The organism is Neorhizobium sp. BETTINA12A (assembly GCF_023006485.1).
Taxonomy (GTDB): Bacteria; Pseudomonadota; Alphaproteobacteria; order Rhizobiales; family Rhizobiaceae; genus Neorhizobium.
In genome coordinates this window covers 1-17,184 of record NZ_JALBGW010000054.1, presented here as the reverse complement: position 1 = coordinate 17,184, position 17,184 = coordinate 1, and the positions used below count along the sequence as shown (strand labels likewise).

General features: G+C 62.2%; 14 protein-coding genes. 2 read left to right on the top strand and 12 right to left on the bottom strand.

All coding sequences use genetic code 11. The annotated features are described in order from the left end of the window. Positions 1–4: 4 nt before the first annotated feature. From MOV61_RS15220 to MOV61_RS15165, 12 genes are all read right to left on the bottom strand, one after another. Positions 5–601: a putative colanic acid biosynthesis acetyltransferase gene (locus tag MOV61_RS15220; RefSeq protein WP_247137173.1), complete on the bottom strand. Its 597-nt coding sequence runs from the start codon at positions 599–601 to the stop codon at positions 5–7. After that, positions 588–1,763, bottom strand: coding sequence for a glycosyltransferase (locus MOV61_RS15215; RefSeq protein WP_247137172.1), 1,176 nt, complete (start codon positions 1,761–1,763; stop codon positions 588–590). The genes MOV61_RS15220 and MOV61_RS15215 overlap by 14 nt, the downstream gene beginning before the upstream one ends. Next, positions 1,760–2,866, bottom strand: coding sequence for a glycosyltransferase family 4 protein (locus tag MOV61_RS15210; protein WP_247137171.1), 1,107 nt, complete (start codon positions 2,864–2,866; stop codon positions 1,760–1,762). The genes MOV61_RS15215 and MOV61_RS15210 overlap by 4 nt, the downstream gene beginning before the upstream one ends. Then, entirely contained in the window at positions 2,863–3,900 is a 1,038-nt protein-coding gene (locus MOV61_RS15205) for a glycosyltransferase (protein WP_247137170.1), read from the bottom strand. The genes MOV61_RS15210 and MOV61_RS15205 overlap by 4 nt, the downstream gene beginning before the upstream one ends. Beyond that, entirely contained in the window at positions 3,897–5,513 is a 1,617-nt protein-coding gene (locus MOV61_RS15200; protein ID WP_247137169.1) for a hypothetical protein, read from the bottom strand. Before MOV61_RS15200 ends, MOV61_RS15205 begins: the two co-directional genes overlap by 4 nt. Then, positions 5,510–7,045: a lipopolysaccharide biosynthesis protein gene (locus MOV61_RS15195; protein WP_247137168.1), complete on the bottom strand. Its 1,536-nt coding sequence runs from the start codon at positions 7,043–7,045 to the stop codon at positions 5,510–5,512. Before MOV61_RS15195 ends, MOV61_RS15200 begins: the two co-directional genes overlap by 4 nt. An 18-nt stretch (positions 7,046–7,063) precedes the next feature. Then, positions 7,064–7,966 (bottom strand): hypothetical protein, encoded by a 903-nt coding sequence (locus MOV61_RS15190; protein ID WP_247137167.1) that lies wholly within the window; start codon positions 7,964–7,966, stop codon positions 7,064–7,066. Next, positions 7,963–9,270, bottom strand: a complete 1,308-nt coding sequence (locus MOV61_RS15185; protein ID WP_247137166.1) for a WcaI family glycosyltransferase — start codon at positions 9,268–9,270, stop codon at positions 7,963–7,965. The genes MOV61_RS15190 and MOV61_RS15185 overlap by 4 nt, the downstream gene beginning before the upstream one ends. Beyond that, a complete protein-coding gene (locus tag MOV61_RS15180; protein WP_247137165.1) occupies positions 9,270–10,241 on the bottom strand; it encodes a GDP-L-fucose synthase in 972 nt (323 codons plus the stop codon). The genes MOV61_RS15185 and MOV61_RS15180 overlap by 1 nt, the downstream gene beginning before the upstream one ends. After that, complete coding sequence (gmd, locus tag MOV61_RS15175; RefSeq protein ID WP_247137164.1) at positions 10,234–11,340, bottom strand: GDP-mannose 4,6-dehydratase; 1,107 nt, start codon at positions 11,338–11,340, stop codon at positions 10,234–10,236. The genes MOV61_RS15180 and gmd overlap by 8 nt, the downstream gene beginning before the upstream one ends. Positions 11,341–11,524: 184 nt before the next feature. Next, on the bottom strand, positions 11,525–13,798 hold the full coding sequence (locus tag MOV61_RS15170; RefSeq protein WP_408962385.1) for a polysaccharide biosynthesis tyrosine autokinase: 2,274 nt from the start codon (positions 13,796–13,798) through the stop codon (positions 11,525–11,527). Positions 13,799–13,936: 138 nt separating this feature from the next. Then, entirely contained in the window at positions 13,937–15,004 is a 1,068-nt protein-coding gene (locus MOV61_RS15165) for a polysaccharide biosynthesis/export family protein (protein WP_247137162.1), read from the bottom strand. A gap of 446 nt (positions 15,005–15,450) precedes the next feature. Here MOV61_RS15165 and MOV61_RS15160 point away from each other — a divergent pair, with 446 nt between their 5' ends. Both MOV61_RS15160 and MOV61_RS15155 read left to right on the top strand, forming a co-directional pair. Beyond that, positions 15,451–16,236, top strand: a complete 786-nt coding sequence (locus tag MOV61_RS15160; RefSeq protein ID WP_247137161.1) for a metallophosphoesterase — start codon at positions 15,451–15,453, stop codon at positions 16,234–16,236. A gap of 132 nt (positions 16,237–16,368) precedes the next feature. Continuing rightward, positions 16,369–17,184 (top strand): DUF6030 family protein (locus MOV61_RS15155; protein WP_247137160.1); only part of this gene is annotated, 816 nt, incomplete at its 3' end.

Sequence of the window (17,184 nt, the reverse complement as noted above, 5' to 3'; positions counted from 1 at the left end):
CCGATCAGGAGTTCGACCGCACCGGAAAGATGCTCGGCCTATCCTTATCGAAGCGCCGCCGCAATTTTCGGGCCGGATTGCCGGCATAGATCGTCCAGGGATCGAGGTTGCGGAAGGCGACGGCGCGGGCGCCGAGCACCGCGCCCTCCCCGACAGTGACACCCGGCCCGACAAACGCTTCCGCCGCGATCCAGGCATTCGCATCGACGACGATGGGTCTCGTCACCAATTGGAAATCGGCATCGTCGACATCATGCGTGCCGGTGCACAGATGGGTGCCCTGGGAGACGATTGCGTGGGCGCCTAGCTCGATGCGATCCATGCAATAGCAGTTCACGCCGCTTCCGAGACAGGAATACGCGGCCATGGCGAGGTTCGGCGGATACCAAACCTCGACGCCGGGATAGATCCGCGCCGTCCGGTCAATCCGGGCGCCGAAGCGCAGCAGCAGGAACCGTCGCCATGCAAACAGCGGCACCGGCGTCCAGCGACCGAAAAGGCTCCAGACGAGGGTCCACGCAAGCCGGAACAGCCGATGCCCCAGCGGGAAACTCGGGGCACCCAGCCGGGGATTTGAGGTCTTGGCGTCAAGCGGCTTCATGAAGGCCTCGTGGAGAGATGGAGTGCAGAACGGTAATGAGATCGCGGGCCGCCGCCTCGATGCGGAAATGCCGTTCGAAGCCCGCGCGGGCATGGGCGCGCATGGCGCTTTTGCCGTCGTCGGAGAGCGAGAGCCAGGATCGGAGCAGGCTTTCGATGCCCTCCGATGTGTCGGTCCCGATAAGGCCGCCGCCGCTCATTTGCACTTCACGCCAGATATTGACCTTGTCGGTCAGCAGGACCGGTGTTGCGCAGGCCATGGCTTCCGCGACGACGATGCCGAAATTCTCCTGGTGCGACGGCAGGACAAAGGCCTCGGCAGCGCGGAAGGCGCCCCATTTGGCATCGCCGGCCAGCATGCCCGGCCAATGGACGCGATCGGCGATGCCTGCCTTGGCGGCTTGGGCAATCAGTTTCGATTTCAGCCCGGACTGATCCGGCCCCGCCATCACCAGGTGGAGATCGGGATCGGACGCGGCGATCTTCGAAAAGGCTTCGACGAGCAGGTCACAGCCCTTCTTTGCGTGGAAACGGCTGAGGAACAGCAGGAAGCGCCTATCCTTCAATTCCGGCAAAAGCCGGCGGAATGCGGCAAGCTGGCTCTCCGCCCCTGTCGGCGGGTCGGCGGTGCCGAAGGCGACGATACGCTCCGCGTAACCATAGCCCCGGAAGACGCCGCGTGCCCGGCGGCGCTCTTCTTCGCAGGTGAAGAGGACCGCCGCTGCATCGCGGAGAACCCTGCCCTGCCAGGCAGACCAGAACGCCTGCTTGGCGATGTGCTTGAGCGGATGGGTTTCGCGGAACCATGGATCCATCATGCCGTGGGCGAAGACGACATAGGGCAGGCCTGCCCGCCGCAGGGCCGACCAGCCGCCGACAGAGGCATGGTTCCAGAGGCCATGGATGACCGCGGCATCGAAACGATCGGCGTTCGCGGCGATCCAGCGTGCCAGTTCCGGCGTATAGCCATATCTCCGGGTCCATCGCCCGCAGGCATGAACGGGCAAGGGAAACTCTCCCACATAGGGCGCCGAGGGCTTGTCCAGCGTCACGACTTCCACCGCATGGCCCAGACGCGCCATCCGCAGTCCAGTCAGCCGCAGCGCCTCGATCGGGCCTCCGGTTTCGGGATCGACGCTGGCGATGATGTTGAGGATTCTCATGGCAGCTCCGCGATGAGTTTTTCGAGATTTCCCTTGAAGTGCTCCATGAGATATCGGGAGCGCACCTTATCGGCCCCCGCCTCTCCTATCGCCGCTGCCATGCCCGGATCGGCGAGAAGCATTGCGATTTTCGCGGCCAGCGTTTCAGTATCCGATGGGTTCACGGCAAACCCATCGACCCCATCGGTGATGATCTCCACGGCCGCATCCTGCGTACCGCAGATCACCGGCAGGCCGTGCAGCCAGGCCTCCAAGAAAACGATCCCGAACCCTTCCTTGGACGAGGGCATCGCGAACAGGCAGGCTTGCGCATAAATCCCGGCCAGCCTCGCATCCGAGACACGGCCAAGGAATTCGACCCTGTCCTCGACCGCAAGCTCCCAGGCCAACGACGCCAGTTCCGATTTGAGCGGCCCCTCGCCGACGATCTGGAGGACACACTCCAGGTTCCAGCGCTTGAGCAGAGCCACCGCTTTGATCAGGGCGTCGATATTCTTACCGCGGTCATGCTGATCCAGCCGAGCGACCGTCAGGATGTTCCGGCCGCTCTTTTGGGGCCGCCGGTCGATGTCGTCGACGGCGTTCGGAAAGAGCGTGAATTTTCCAGCGGGAAGGTTGAACGCCTTCTGCATCCGGCTTGCAGTGAAGGTGCTGACGGAGGCGATCCGGCTGAGGGCTCTCGCCATAAGCGGTTCGTAAAACCGCATGCGGCGATAGGCCGGATCGTTCCAGACCTCGTCGCCATGGACGAAGAGCACGAGCTTGATTCTTGGAGACAGCAGCTTGCACAACAGTCCCACCGGCAGAAGGTTGATATGCCCGAGGAACAGGATTTTGCAGTTGGGGGCAGTGACAGCCGAGTGAACGATGAAGGCCAGGCGCCGGTGGCCAAAGGCGCGGATTGCGGCCGATGTGGCTTCGGGAATGTCGGCCTTTCCGTCGCGCATGATATGGACTGCCGGCCGCTTCCAGCCCTTGTCGCCAGAGATCTCCGCCAGGGCAGCGATGACCCGTTGGTTGAAGCGCTGGATACCGCCCATCCGGCCGTAGGTGTCTAGGGCCAGAAACAGAATGCCGGTATTGTGCGCCTCCGTCTTCCTCATAGGGCGCCGCCACGTTTCATGTCGGCGACTTGGTCGACGATTCGGCGGGCCAGGATTTCGTTATAGGTCCCGTTCGCGAATGTGCGCCGGTGGCCGGCACCGGCGATTGTCTGCCGCCTGCTGTCATCCGCCAGCAGGCGTTTGCAAGCGTCCGCGCAGTCATCCGCCCCGTCGAAAAAGACCGCTTCCTCACCCTCCTTGTAGAGCCGTTGATGATGCGGAGTGCGGGGAGCGCACATGGCCGTGCCGATGGCGGGAATTTCGGCGGAGCGGGTCGTATGCAGGTCGGCATTTTGGCCGTTCAGCAGAACCAGAGCAATTTTCGCTTCGGCAATTGTGCGCGTGTAGTCAAAACCTTCAAGGTGATCGGAACGAATGAAGGGCTCCAGCAGCCGGAATTCGGGCGCTCTTTTCCATCGGGACCCGTGGATCGCGAGCGGCACGCCCCTTTCGATCAGCCGCGCCATGAAGGCGCCGCGGCCGGGCATCCATGTGCCGACGAAAACGACCTCGGACGACCATCGGCTTTCTTCCTCCAGCGCAGGCGACAGAGGGCGATGCACGACCTCGTCCGCACACTGCCAGATCGTCTCGATCCGTCTTGCACCTCTCCTCGCCATCATCTCCTCGATGCCGTTACGGCGCACCGCGACGACCAGATCGTAGTGCGGGAGGGTGCGGTGAAAAATGCTCCAGCGAAGGCGTTCCGAAGACGGGTTCAGATAGGGATTGTCCGCGTTGTAGTTGACGACGATCGACGCCACCGCGCGGATGACGTTCAAGGCGGCTGGTCCGACCACGTCGCCGCAATCCACCGTCGCAAAATCGAAATGCTGCTCGCCGATCCGCCGGCCGAGCCCCTTTGCCACGAGGCGATCGATGCCGGGCCCGCCTGCCCTGTTCAGCCACGGCGCCCAATGAGGCGGCAGGTGCGCATAGGGAGACAGGTGCAGAACATCGTAGCCGATACGCCCGAATGCCGCTGCCCGCTGGAGGCTGGTGCCTGATTCTGCGCCGATATAGAGGAGCCTCATCTCAGCTTCACGCCCCTCGTCAGCCAGAACATCAGCAGATAGAGCAGCACCGTCTGTGGCAGCGCCCGGACGAGGTTGCCGACCTGGACCGCAATAGATTCGTCCATCAGCCCGTTCATGAAGAAGCGGGTGACGTAGATGCAGGCCAGAGCCGAAAGCAGCACATGTCCGTCCCGCGTCCGGATCGTCAGCGCGTCGCCGACAATGAAATTCGCCAACGCGAAGATGGCGAACACCACCACGTAAAACGCGCCGAGAACGACGAAGCCATCGGCGATCGACGAGCCGGTGCGGTAACTTCCCGGCTCATCGCCGGTAACGAGAAAGTTGTAATAATCGCCGGACGAAAAGGCGTTGCCGGATTTATCGAGTTCGGGCGCGAAAAAATTCAGAACCGGCGTCGGAAGCAGCAATAGCAGCTGGTTGACGGCATTTTCACGCGCCAGCCCCTCACCGGTCTGCGACAGCGAAAGGCCAAGGGCGATGTTATGGTCGATGTATTTGGTCGAGACGAAGCGCGCCAGCAGCGGGTTGTCGACATAGATCTCGTTATAGCTGCCCTCGGCCAGGATTCGGTCCGTCTCCCGCCGGGACTGCAGCGCCTCTCCATCGAAATACGTGCCGATGGTCGAGAAGACGAGATCCTGCGACGAGATGTCGGAGCGGTCGTCGCGGGCAATGACCATGGCGGTTGCCAGATCAGAGAGGATGCCGGCTGGGATAGGGCTGAGCAGGATGGCAACCGCGAGCCAGATCACGCGCCGCCTCGTCAGGATGAAACGTCCTATCACCACTGCGGCGGCGAAGCAGATCAGCACGGTCAGGATGTTGACCGCAAACACGCCGCGGCTGTTGCGCGCCAGCGCGATATAGAGCGTCAGGGCGCAGTAGACGGTCAGCGAGAGCCAGTTGATCGACCGCTTGCCGTTCGGCGGATCGATGAGGTAGGCGGCGATCGGGATCAAGAAAGGCGCGACGGAAAATTGCGACAGGCCGGCGAGCAGTTTGAAGGCGATATCGCCGAAATTGTCCTCGCCCCAGCGGTCGGCATTCGTGTACCAGGAGGCGAACGACCCCAGCAGCCCCATCCACCACAATTGCCGGTTTGTCGGCGAGTGATAGAGGCCGAGCGACGCAAACATCCTTTGGCGGATCGCCGTCGTCGCGATCCGCATCACCCGCGACTGCGCATAAAACCAGTGCAGCGCCATCGCCCATAGCTGCAGAAGTGCCAAAAAGGAAAAAGTGGCTACCGGCGCCTCGAGGTTGAAGGTGATCGGTTTCCAGGCAAATGTCTGGACGATCAGGGCGGCCAGGCTCGAATGGACCTGAAAGCCGAGCAGCATCAGCGTCGAGATCGTAAACCGTTCGATCCGTCTCGGGTCGGTGCAGTAGGTGAATGCCCAGGTGCCGATCAAACCGACCGTCCCCGCGCAGAACGCGTTGGTCATATCAGGCGATATGGCGAACTGGAGCATCGTGCAAAGCAGGATCAGAAAGGCGGCGCCCCAGCGGGCTTTGGCGACGAAGCGGAAATTGCCGCGGCGCGGCCGGGGCATGGTACGCATGCCCAATACCGCATTGTCGTCCGCCAGACCTCCGCTCCCGATCATGGACGTTCTCCCCTGAGAACCGCCCGTTTGCGGGAGAGGTTTGGAAGACGCCTTTGAAGGATCGCCCGAATATTGGCCGGCAGGGACCGGTAGGCCATCCACGCCGCCAGCAGCGAGCCGATCACGGCGGGAACGGATGACAAGCCGACCGACTGCGGCCAGATCGCCATGGCGAATAGTCCGGCGATGGCCGAGATGCAGCCGCAAGCGGATATGGCAAAGGCATGGATTGGGAAGGTCAACCGCAGCTTTCGGAGCACGGCGCAGGCGGCTCCGGCATAGATCAGGAAACTGGCGCTCTCGGCCGCCAGGAGCGAAAAGCCGGCGCCCGGCAACCCCCATGAAGTCAACGTCAGATAACAACCGATCGCCGTGATTAGCAGAGACGTGCCGTTCGCGACGATCTGCGGCAGCAGAATATTGTTTCCCCGGACGATCGAAACCAGCGGCTGAGTGAAACCGTAGACGATGATGCAGGTGCAGAGCGAGCCGAACAGCAGCGGGTCCAGGTGGAAGTTGCCACGGGTCCACCACAGGAAAAGGCTGGGGGCCACCCACTGGAGCAGAAGGCAGGCGGGGCCGATGACGACGAGCACGAAAATCCAGCTTAGAGTGACCACGGCTTCCGCTGGCTCGCTCTTCCCTTCCCTCAGATAGCGCAAGAGCTCCGGCTCGACCGGGCCTGTCAGCGCATTGATGCCCTGCATCGCTATATTCGACAGCGTCCGGGTCGAGGTGAACGCACCGAGAAGGCCGACGCCGGTAAGCGGCGCGATCAGCAGCCGGATGCCCTGCTGGTTTCCGATGGCGAGCAGTTCGCGGAGCGATACGAACAGGCTCCTCGTGAGGTTGGACCAGCTCTTGCGCAGATCCGGCACGGTGCAGCCGATTTCTTCGCACCGCCAGAGACGAAAGCAGTCGAGATGCACGCCGATATTGACGGCCACGTTGGCAACCGACGAGGCGATGACGGCGTCGAGGACGTTACCGCCGGAAAGGACTGCCGCGAGGGCCGCGAGGTTGATGCCGACCAGCAATGCAAACCGCCACCACGCCATTCTCGCGTAATAGCCGAAAGGGATGAGCGCCCGCCCGAGGAGACCGCCGACGGAGCTGGTGACGAGCCAGGTGAGCGCATAGACGGTCATCGAGCCTGAAAGGTCGTCCATCAGCTCCGCAGGAACAAAATCTCCGAACAGCGCGTCGGCCCATCCGAAGGCCGGGACAGCCGTCCAGAAGCACAGGAGTATCGTTCCCAGCAGAATGGCGGCCGGGATGGACGAGGCGAAGTCCCGTCTTACGGCATCCCTGGTGCCGAGCCGTTGGAACTCGTAACCGAGGTAGTTCTGATGGCCGAGGTCGAAGACGACGGAGAGGGAATAAAGCGTCTGCAGCAGGACCCAGAGCCCGAATTGCTGTGCCGACCACCAGCCGAGCATGATCGGCACGCTGATCGTCTGGATCAGGATATTGGCGGCAAGCAACGCCCCATTGGCGATCGAGCCCGAGATTAGCCGTACTGACACACTCATCGAAAACGCGACCTACGGCTACACGGTTGACCTTCTCAATAATTTTCGCGCGACGATGCGAACGTCCGTCGCACGGTCGGCAAGCATGTTTTCCAGGAAATCGATGAAACCAAGCGGCGCGGTTTCCTGGTCCGGGTTCATGAAATGTGAGGCGAAGGCGGGTTGCCTGCCGGGAAAGCGGATCGCCTTTGGCCAGAACAGCGGCGTGACCGGATGGAGGTATGAATGGGCGGGTGTCCATCCGAGCCATTTCAGGCGGAACCATTTTTGCGCATTCACCTGATGCGCATGTCCCCAGCTGGTGATCTTTTCCCACATCTCGGCATCGCTCATGACGTAGCCGTAGTGGTAGCAGGGCGCATCGATGACGATGGTCGCAGCAGGGGTGGTCTTTCGCGCCGTATCGAAGCGAACGCCGCTTTTGCAGCGGATCGCAAAACCGGCGTTGACATCCCTGATCGAGCCATCGCCGCTGGTCAGCACCAGCTTGGGCGTTTTCCAGAAATTGTGCCATGGCGTCAGGATGCGGTCATGCCTGCAGTCCGCCGCCATGAATTTGAGTAGCGTTTCCCAGCCGCTATCCAGATAGAACTCGTCGGCGTCCTGGATGACCAGCCAGTCGTAACCTTCGCGGATCGCTCGGTCGAGGCAGTCGTTGCGGGTGTCTTCCTCGGTCTCGAAGTCGCTGCAGATCACCTCGATCTCGCAGCTCACGCTTTTTGCGCGGGCGGCGGCGATTGCCTCGTCCACCTTTTCCCTGGTCGTGGGGTTTGTCCTCGTGGCGCGGGAGCCGGGCAGATAGGCCCAGGGACGTTCGGGCCGGACGATGAAGACCTTGTCGACGAAACGGCCGCAGTTCTCGACAACGTGCGGCAGAAAACGATCGACGTTGTAGGCGAGGACGTGGCCGGCGATCTTCATGAACTGCCGCCGTCGATCAACTGCTTGATGGCGATGATGGCAGGCCGTTTCGACAGGCTCTGCACGAGAGCCGTCTGGGAATGCGGCTGCCATTCGTCCCGCTCCGACATGGCACGGACGATGTTGGCCGCCAGCTTCTCCGGATCGTTCGGCGGGGTCAGATAGACCGTTTCCTCGACGAATTGCGCCAGTTCCGTTCCTGGGTCGGCGGTCACGAGGACGGGCTTTCCGGAGGCAAGCATGCCGCCGAGTTTCGACGGCAGCGTCAGATCGGCAGCGCTTCTGTCCTGCGGCAGCACGTGCAGATCCGGCATGTTGAGGAACGCGTTCAGCCGGGAATAGGGCTGGAAGGCTAGGAAACGGACATTCTCAAGGTGGCCGAAACGGGCTTCGAGTTCCGGCTTCTGCGGTCCCTCGCCGGAGATCACGAAATGAATGCTCCGCTCGTCCTTCAGACGCTCGGCTGCCTCAAGCAATACGTTCAGGCCCTGTTTGGCGCCGATACTGCCTGAATAGAGAACGACGAAATCCTCGTGGCCGAAACCGAGTTCAGCCCGGTAGGGGCTGACGTCTTCCATCGGATGGAATTGCGCGAGATCCACCCAGTTGCGGACAACGGATACTTTGGTGGCCGGAACGTGCTTCAGGGCAAGGCCTTCGGCCATGCGGTTGGAAATGGTGACCAGCTGGTCGAACCGGCCGAGCACGCTGCGCTCGAAGGCATGGCCAAGCCTCTTCAGCCAGGTCCTGGAACTCAGATGCCCGACGGCGAATGCCGCATCCACTTCCATGTCATGGACGTGGAGCACCGTGCGGGCGCCGACCAATTTGGCGGCAAGCTGTGCCGCGGGCGCGGCAAACAGCGTCGGCTCGACGCAGAACACCGTGATCGGGCGATGCCGCAGGATCTGCCATACAACCAGAGGCGCCGAGGTGAGCGCGAAGGAGAGCGGCGCCAGGAGCCGCCAGATACCTCTCATCTTTCGACGCAGCAGCAACGGCGACCGAAGCACCTTGATGCGTCCTTCGATGCCTGAAGAATAGCGGTTCCGATATCCGGCCTGGACCGACCAGCCGGGATAATGCGGCGGGGTGGTCACCACCGTGACGTCCATGCCCTCGGCGGCGAGATATTCGGCGATTTCGCCGGTATATTTGCCGACGCCGGCCGTTTCCGGCGCGTAGTTCATCGCATAGACGACCACGCTTTTGCGTGGCGATGTGGCAGCTGCCGTGGCCAGCCCCGGTGCGGCGTCGAACGATCGTTCGCATTCGTCGCTGAGGGGGTGGGCGGCTGCTGTCATCAGGCAGCATCTCCGCGTTTGCGCTCAAGATATTCGCCCTTGAGGAAGGCTTGGTAGGCATCGGTTATGCCTTGCTCCAGCCCGATCCTCGGCGACCAGCCGAGCGCCCGCAGCTTGGCCGCGCTCATCAACTTGCGCGGCGTGCCGTCGGGTTTGGTGAGATCATGAGAAATACTCCCCTGGAAACCGACGACCTTGGACACCAGTTCGGCGAGCTCCAGGATGGTTACGTCCTCGCCGGAGCCGACATTGACATGGGTCTCGGCCGAATAGGTCTTCATCAGATGAACGCAGGCGTCGGCGCAATCGTCGACATGCAGGAATTCGCGGCGCGGCGTGCCGGTGCCCCACACGGTGATGTCCGGAAGGCGGCCGGTCTTCGCCTCGTGCGCCTTGCGGATCAGCGCCGGCATGACATGGCTGGATTTCAGGTCGAAATTATCGCCGGGGCCGTAAAGGTTGGTGGGCATCGCCGAGATGAAGTCGCTGCCATGCTGCTTGCGATAGGCCTGGCAGAGCTTGATGCCGGCGATCTTGGCGATCGCGTACCATTCGTTGGTCGGCTCCAGCGAGCCGGTCAAAAGCGACTCCTCGACGATCGGCTGGTCGGCGAATTTCGGATAGATGCAAGACGAGCCGAGGAACATCAGCTTTTCGACGCCGACCTTGTGGGCGGCCTCAATGATGTTCGCCTCGAGGATGAGGTTGTCGTAGAGGAAATCGGCCGGATAGGTGTCGTTGGCGAGGATGCCGCCCACCTTGGCGGCCGCCAGGAACACTGCGTCCGGGCGGTTCTTCTCCATCCAGGCCTCGACCTCCGCCTGGCGCGTCAGATCGGCATCGCCGCGCGACGCCGTCAGGATCTCGCAGCCCTCCGAGGCCAGACGGCGAACGATTGCCGAGCCGACCATGCCGCGATGTCCCGCGACATAGACCTTTTTCCCCGCAAGGCTGTAGATCGTCTCAGGCATGAGAGAGGCCCTTGTTGCCGCCCGCGGTCGGCACGTTGCGGGCCATCACCTTCAGGTCTTCCCGGACCATTTCGGCGATCAGCTGGTCGAGATTGGTCTCGTGCTTCCAGCCGAGCTTCCGATGCGCCTTGGTAGGGTCGCCGATCAGAAGGTCGACTTCCGTCGGGCGGAAATAGCGGGGGTCGATCGCCACGACGCATTCGCCGGATGTCGTGTCGTAGCCCTTCTCCTCGACGCCCTCGCCGCGCCACTCGATCGGCATGCCGACCTTGGCGAAGGATTTTTCGACAAAGGAGCGCACCGTGTGGGTCTCGCCGGTTGCCAGAACGTAGTCGTCCGGTTCGTCCTGCTGCGTCATCAGCCACATGCCGCGCACATATTCACGGGCATGACCCCAGTCGCGCTTGGCGTCGAGATTGCCGAGAAAGAGGCGTTCCTGAAGGCCGAGATGGATGGCAGCCGCCGCACGGGTGATCTTGCGGGTGACGAAGGTCTCGCCGCGGATCGGGCTTTCGTGGTTGAACAGGATGCCGTTCGAGGCATGCAGGCCGTAGGCCTCGCGATAATTCACGACGATCCAGTAGGCGTAGAGCTTGGCGACTGCGTAGGGCGAGCGCGGATAGAAGGGCGTCGTTTCGCTCTGCGGCACTTCCTGCACCTTGCCATAGAGCTCCGAGGTCGAGGCCTGGTAGAAGCGGGTCTTCTTGGAGAGGCCGAGGAGACGGATCGCTTCGAGCAGGCGCAGCGTGCCGGTGCCGTCGGCATTGGCGGTATATTCCGGCGTCTCGAAGGAGACCTGCACGTGGCTCTGGGCGGCCAGATTGTAGATTTCGTCCGGCTGGGCTTCCTGCACGACGCGGATGAGGTTGGTCGAATCCGTCATGTCGCCGAAATGCAGGATGAAGCGCGGGTCGGCCACCTGTGGGTCTTCGTAAAGATGCTCAATGCGGTTGGTGTTGAACGAGGAAGAGCGCCGCTTGATGCCGTGCACCGTATAGCCCTTGGACAGCAGCAGTTCCGCAAGGTAAGCGCCGTCCTGGCCCGTTACCCCGGTGATCAATGCTACCTTGCCGTTGCTCTTCACAATTCCAGTCATCATATCCCCCTAACGGAACCCGTCAGTCTTTAAGTGAAACGTGCACGTCTATCCGCGCAATGTGCCAGTCGCAAGCACTGAGAACACCATTGTGATGTCCCCCGGAATGCGGCGAATCCGAGACATACAGTGATTCGTAGCATCCTGGGCTTATGCCAAACATTGCAGTGAAACGCTTCAGAAAAGATCATCGGCTGTCGTCAGGCTTCTCCCTTGTCGTTTTGATCCTGGTTGGGGTGCCGATGGAAACCGGCGTCGGGTCAGGATGCGTTTCATGGTAGTACTGCGTGTAACGCGATGCATAATAGTCCGGCGAACCGTATCCCTCATAAAGCTTCATCCTGGCGGCATCGACCTTGTTGAGGATCACGCCGAGGCAACGGCCGGCGATCTGCGGTTCGGCATTCAACGTTTTTTTGACGGCTTTTCGCGATGTCTCGCCCCATTCGACGACCATGATGAGGCCGTCGACACGCGGGGCGATGGCCCTCGCATCGACGACGGGGCCGAGTGGCGGCAGGTCGAGAACGATATAGTCGAACTCTCCGGCGACCTGTGTCAGCAGCCTGGTCATCGCAGCCGACGCCAGCAGCTCGGACGAATGGGGTATCCGCCGCTTTACGACTGCAGGCAGGAACCTCAAACCGGTCTCCGGATCGATTAACATCGCCGAGGCCGGCGTCTGGCCTTCCAGCAGCACTTCGAGCAGCCCCTCTTCCGCATGCGGGCCCAGTGCCCTCGTGGCACCCGGATTGCGAAGATCCGCATCGATCAGCAGCGTCCTGGCGCTCCCGGCTAGCGCCTGGGCGAAATTCATGGCGATCGTCGATTTACCCTCGCCCGGCAGCATCGAAACGATGCCGATGATCTTGTGCGGCCTGTCGATATGGACGTCCGCCGCGATCCGGGCGCTACGCAGCGTCTCGGCAAAGGCGGAGGACGGATGCTCCAGCGCAAAGGCCGATAGCCCGTTCTTCCTCCAGACCTCCCCCTTCACGGGTTCCGTCGGGGAGCTTCTGCCCGGCTGCGGTTCCACCAGCGGTACCGAGCCGAGATATTCCAAGCCCAGAACATCCCTCACCTGTTCGCCGGTGCGGAAGAACCGGTCCCGAAACTCGCGGAATGCCCCGACCGCTCCGCCGACGCCGCAGCCGAGTGCGAGGCAAAGCGCAAGCACCAGCGACAGCCGTGGCTCGCCGGCGGTTGTCGGCGGCACGGCTCGGGAAATGATCCGCGCTTCCGTGACGGGAAAGGACTGCTGCTGCACGGCCTCCTGATATCGCTGCAGAAAAGTCTGGTAGAGGTTCCGATAGGTTTCGGCGGCCCGTTCGAGCTCCCGCAACTGCACCTGCGTTTCACCGGCGGTGACGCTGATATCGGTGGCGTTGCTAACGCCGAGGGTGATCTGGCGCTCGCGGGATTGCGCGACTTCAAGCTCGCTTTGATAGCTCCCGGCGATCCGCCTGAGCTCATCGAACATCTGCCGGTCGTATTCCGCCATCTCCTGGCGAAGGCGGGCGGCCTGGGCATGGCCCTGCCCCAGCCGCCTCGATATCTCGGCTTCCCGCTTCGACGATTCCAGGTATTTTTCGCGCAGAGAGCTGATCACCGAACTGTCCAGCGCGTCGGTGACGATCGCCTCACTTTGACCCCGCGCGATGATCGCCTCGATGCGGTCGGAGCGTGCCTGTGCTCTGGCTGTATCCGCGCGTGCCACGATCAGGGCGCTGTTCAGCTCGGTAAGCTGCTGGTCGGAGACGAGCCTGTCGTTGGCGGTGACCAGGCCGTTTTCGGCGCGAAATCTCTGGACTGCCAGATCCGATTCCAGCGAGCGCTGCCGCAGTTCCTCGATGCGCTCCTGCAACCAGTTGCCCGCCCGCCGTGTGGCATCGTATTTGGCATCCAGCTTGTCAGTCAGATAGGCATCCGCAATCGCGCCGGCGACCGCTGCGGCAAGGCGCGGCGATGTGGCCGTGAACGTGATTTCGAGGACATAGGAACGCCCGACGCGCGAAACCTTCATATTGCCGAGGAGGTTGGCGAGCGCCCAGCGGCGTTGCGCCTCGATCTGATCGGGCCGAACCTCGCCACCGCGCAGCCATCGCCGGATATCCAGCATCGACCGTATATCGGAGACTGCCGCGAGCAGCGGGTTTTGGCGGCCGGTCATGAATTCCGGATCATCCGCCAGTTTCAGCTTGTCGACCGCCGACAGGCCTATCGTCTCGGAACGCAGCAGCTCGACCTGGCTGAGGACCGACGCCTCATCGTCAAGAACCCCGCCGATCGTCGACAATTGCTCGACGACCTGTCGGTTGCCGCGGTCGATCAGCACGCTCGTCCTGGCGGTATATCGGGGTACGGCAGTGAGAAGGTGCCCGATCCCGAGCGCCAGGAACACCGCGATGCAGAGGCCGACCACTCGCCATTGCCGCCGGACGATGGCGATCAGGCCATCCATGTCCAGCTCCGAAACCTCTTCCTCGCGGGGCTCCTGCAGGAGGCGAGTGAGAAAAACGGGCCGCTGGTTCATCGCATCACCCGATCGATGTGCGCAGACCACCAAACCAACTCGGAGCGGCCGCAAGCGGCCTGAATGTCAGTTGCGCCAGGCATCATGGCTGCTCGCAATATCCCGGGTCGAAGCGGTGACCGAATTGAGGATGCTGAGGAATTTGACCAGCTCGACCGCATCGGCAGTTGACACGTAGAGGACGTCCTTGTCCTGCATGGGAAATTGCTGGACGGCGAAGAACGCGGCCGGATCGCGCAGATTGGCGCGGAAGATCACCGGCACGTCCCGCGCTCTGAACCGGCTGACGTCGACGCCGATATTGCGCAGGAGATCACGCTCGACGAGGCGGTAGAGCAGGACCGATTGCGGTTCAGCCTTGTCGTCGAGCAACCCGCCGGCCTTAGCCAAAGCCTCCCCGAGCGACAGATTGGAATCGTCGAAATCGAAGCGTCCGCTTTCGCCGGTCAGGCCGAAGGCCAGGAAGGTCCGGCGATTGCGATCGACGAAGATCGTGTCGCCCGGCTGCACATAGATATTCTCCTGCGGACGCTCGCTCAGCGTTCGATAGGCGACGGTCATGCGGCGGCCGCGGCGCTGGAGCGTCACCGTCGCCTCCTCCTTCGGGACACTCAAACCGCCTGCCTCGGAAATCACGTCGATGATGCGTTCGCCCGCCGGGCTGAGCTCGATCTTCCTCGCCTGCTTGACGTCGCCCAGGACCGACGCGCCCATCGATCGGCTCGTCACCGTCGAGATGACCACTTGCGGCTCGATTGCGCGATTGGCGAGCTGGTCTGCGATATCGAGCTGCACGGCATCGACGGTGCGGCCCGCAGCCCTCACCTTGTTTGCGTATGGGATGCTCAACGTGCCTTCCCGACTGATCGTCTGGTTCGGCAGGGTGATGTAATTGCCCGGACGGGCGCCGGCATCGGCCGGAATGAACAGGCCGCCGCTCTGCGCCTCGAAGACAGAGACCTGGACGACATCGCCAACACCGAGGGTGAGCGGCGGCGGTCCGCTACTCACGCCAAAACCGGCGCTCAGGTCAGAGCCTGCCGGTTTGGGTAGGCGGACGAGAACGGACTGATTGATGTCGACGAGCGCATAGTCAATGCCGACCCTGTTGCCGGTGGCGGAGAAAGCCTTCACGGTTGCATTGGCTTCAACGGCGGACGGATCCGGACCGGACCTCGGGAGCCCCGTGCAACCGGACAGAAACGCAACAGTAGCAAGCGTTAAAACAGCACCCAAGGAACTAAACATACGCCCCGCCATACAACCCAAAGTATGGTATCGGTTTAGCCGATGAGCGAACCCGGTGATTCTAAGGGGTAAGCAGGCGGCGAATCAAAAATTCGCGTACTGTGGCGAATCAACCACATGGTTGGTTAATCGTCGGTTATCCACAAAATACACTCCCCTTGCCATGAGCGCCGCCGAGCAGCCTTGTCAGGTTCGGAATTGTCTCGCAGATGACGGCGACATTGCCGATACCCGCATCCAGAGGTCTGGGCTTCGGACATTGTTAACACTCCTTCGGGCATCCACTTCTCATTGTCGGCAGGATCTTCCATATCGGGCGGATGGCAGTAAGCATGCTAAAATTGACGGATTGGTTTTCAAGACGCAGGCCGGCCAGATCGATCAGGCCCCGCCGCCGCCGGATCGATCTCGGTACCAACCCGCCCTCCTATCCGATCTATGCGATCGGCGACGTGCATGGCTGTATCGACGAACTTCGGGACGCCGAGGCCCGCATTGCCCATGACATGTCGGAGAACCGCCGTCCCGGAATGGTCATTCTGCTCGGTGACTATGTCGACCGGGGACCCGCGTCGAGCCACGTCCTCGAACACCTGATCAGGCCCAGCGAACACGGCCTGAGGCGGATTGCGCTCTGCGGAAACCATGACGATACCTTCATGAGGTTCGTGGACGATCCGGAACGTTATTCCGAATGGCTGGGAATGGGCGGCGAACAGACGCTGCTATCCTACGGCTTGGACCCATACCAGTTCGGCGCGCGCGGCAAGAAGCGCGGCACCAGGTTCGGCGACCTGCTGATGGAAGCCGTGCCTGTGCCGCACAGAAAGTTCCTCGCCAATCTCCCGGTCAGCCTGACGGTCGGCAAACTCGTCTTCGTCCATGCAGGCCTGAGGCCTGGGATACCGCTCAAACAGCAGACCGAGGAAGACATGCTCTGGATCCGGGACGCCTTTCTTGCGACCGGACCGCAACTGCCGCTTCTCGTCATCCACGGACATACGCCACAGCCGGAACCGGATTTCGGACCCGGCCGGATCGGCATCGATACGGGCGCCTATTATTCCGGCAGGCTCACGATCCTCAAGATCGACGGCGGCCGCTTCTCGTTCCTTTGAACGACAGGGAATATCGGGCGAGCCGACGCCGATACCGCCGGAACAGCAGAGGCTTGATCATCGAACCGAAGAAGCGTGTTATGTAGTCGGCGGGGATCGAACGCCGGGCCATCCTCGATCGGAAGCGGAGCCATGCCGGAGGAGGGTAAGGCAGACAGACAGACACCAGCCGACCGCCGCCGCAGGCAGCGTTCGGCGGTTCTGGTTTTCGGCTTTTTCCTTGCGGTCGTGCTGGCCGCCCTCGCGACGACGGTGCTCACGGTCAACAATGGCCGGAACTACAAGCGGCTGGTCCGGCAATTCGCGTTGGAGCAATACCTTTTTCCCGTGCCACCGGCGCCACCCTTGCGGATCGACAGGCATAGATCGCTGCCACCGGCGGAACACTATCCACCCTGGCTCCTCAAGGCGGACCTCGAGCGGATGGCGGTGTTCGAGAAGACCGAGGCGTTTTCGGCCGACGAACGCTGCGATCTGCTGCGAGACGACAGGGGCACGGCACCTACCTTCACCCGTTCGGGTCACGATTGGGAATGCCTGTTTTTCGAGGAATTCGGAAATGCGCCGGAACCGGCCGCGATGTTCATCCAGGTCCGCGGCACGGAGCCCGACATGGTCACCAGCTTTCGCATCAAGGTTAGCCTGACGGACCTGACCATGGAGCTTGCGGTGCTCAGTGAAGCCATTCGTGCCACCGAGCGGTTCGGCCTGCCGATGACGCCCGAAACCCGAAGTTATCTGATCGAGAAACTTGCGGGACGTACCGAGTTCAGCTCGATCGTCGAAAACTACCGGATGACGTTCAGCCGGGAGATCACCGACGCACGGCGCTACAATCTGCTGATCCTGCCGCTTCGGCAGACGGCCGGCTGCGGCGAACGCCCGTCGGCCCCGCCGGACAGGTGGGCCACGCCGACCTATCGCATGCCGGTCGGCTGCCTGGCGTTG

What these genes read in the sequence shown, in the direction of transcription:
- MOV61_RS15220 (WP_247137173.1), bottom strand. Translation starts at nt 601, where the DNA reads ATGAAGCCGCTTGACGCCAAGACCTCAAATCCCCGGCTGGGTGCCCCG.
- MOV61_RS15215 (WP_247137172.1), bottom strand. Translation starts at nt 1,763, where the DNA reads ATGAGAATCCTCAACATCATCGCCAGCGTCGATCCCGAAACCGGAGGC.
- MOV61_RS15210 (WP_247137171.1), bottom strand. Translation starts at nt 2,866, where the DNA reads ATGAGGAAGACGGAGGCGCACAATACCGGCATTCTGTTTCTGGCCCTA.
- MOV61_RS15205 (WP_247137170.1), bottom strand. Translation starts at nt 3,900, where the DNA reads ATGAGGCTCCTCTATATCGGCGCAGAATCAGGCACCAGCCTCCAGCGG.
- MOV61_RS15200 (WP_247137169.1), bottom strand. Translation starts at nt 5,513, where the DNA reads ATGATCGGGAGCGGAGGTCTGGCGGACGACAATGCGGTATTGGGCATG.
- MOV61_RS15195 (WP_247137168.1), bottom strand. Translation starts at nt 7,045, where the DNA reads ATGAGTGTGTCAGTACGGCTAATCTCGGGCTCGATCGCCAATGGGGCG.
- MOV61_RS15190 (WP_247137167.1), bottom strand. Translation starts at nt 7,966, where the DNA reads ATGAAGATCGCCGGCCACGTCCTCGCCTACAACGTCGATCGTTTTCTG.
- MOV61_RS15185 (WP_247137166.1), bottom strand. Translation starts at nt 9,270, where the DNA reads ATGACAGCAGCCGCCCACCCCCTCAGCGACGAATGCGAACGATCGTTC.
- MOV61_RS15180 (WP_247137165.1), bottom strand. Translation starts at nt 10,241, where the DNA reads ATGCCTGAGACGATCTACAGCCTTGCGGGGAAAAAGGTCTATGTCGCG.
- gmd (WP_247137164.1), bottom strand. Translation starts at nt 11,340, where the DNA reads ATGATGACTGGAATTGTGAAGAGCAACGGCAAGGTAGCATTGATCACC.
- MOV61_RS15170 (WP_408962385.1), bottom strand. Translation starts at nt 13,798, where the DNA reads ATGGATGGCCTGATCGCCATCGTCCGGCGGCAATGGCGAGTGGTCGGC.
- MOV61_RS15160 (WP_247137161.1), top strand. Translation starts at nt 15,451, where the DNA reads ATGCTAAAATTGACGGATTGGTTTTCAAGACGCAGGCCGGCCAGATCG.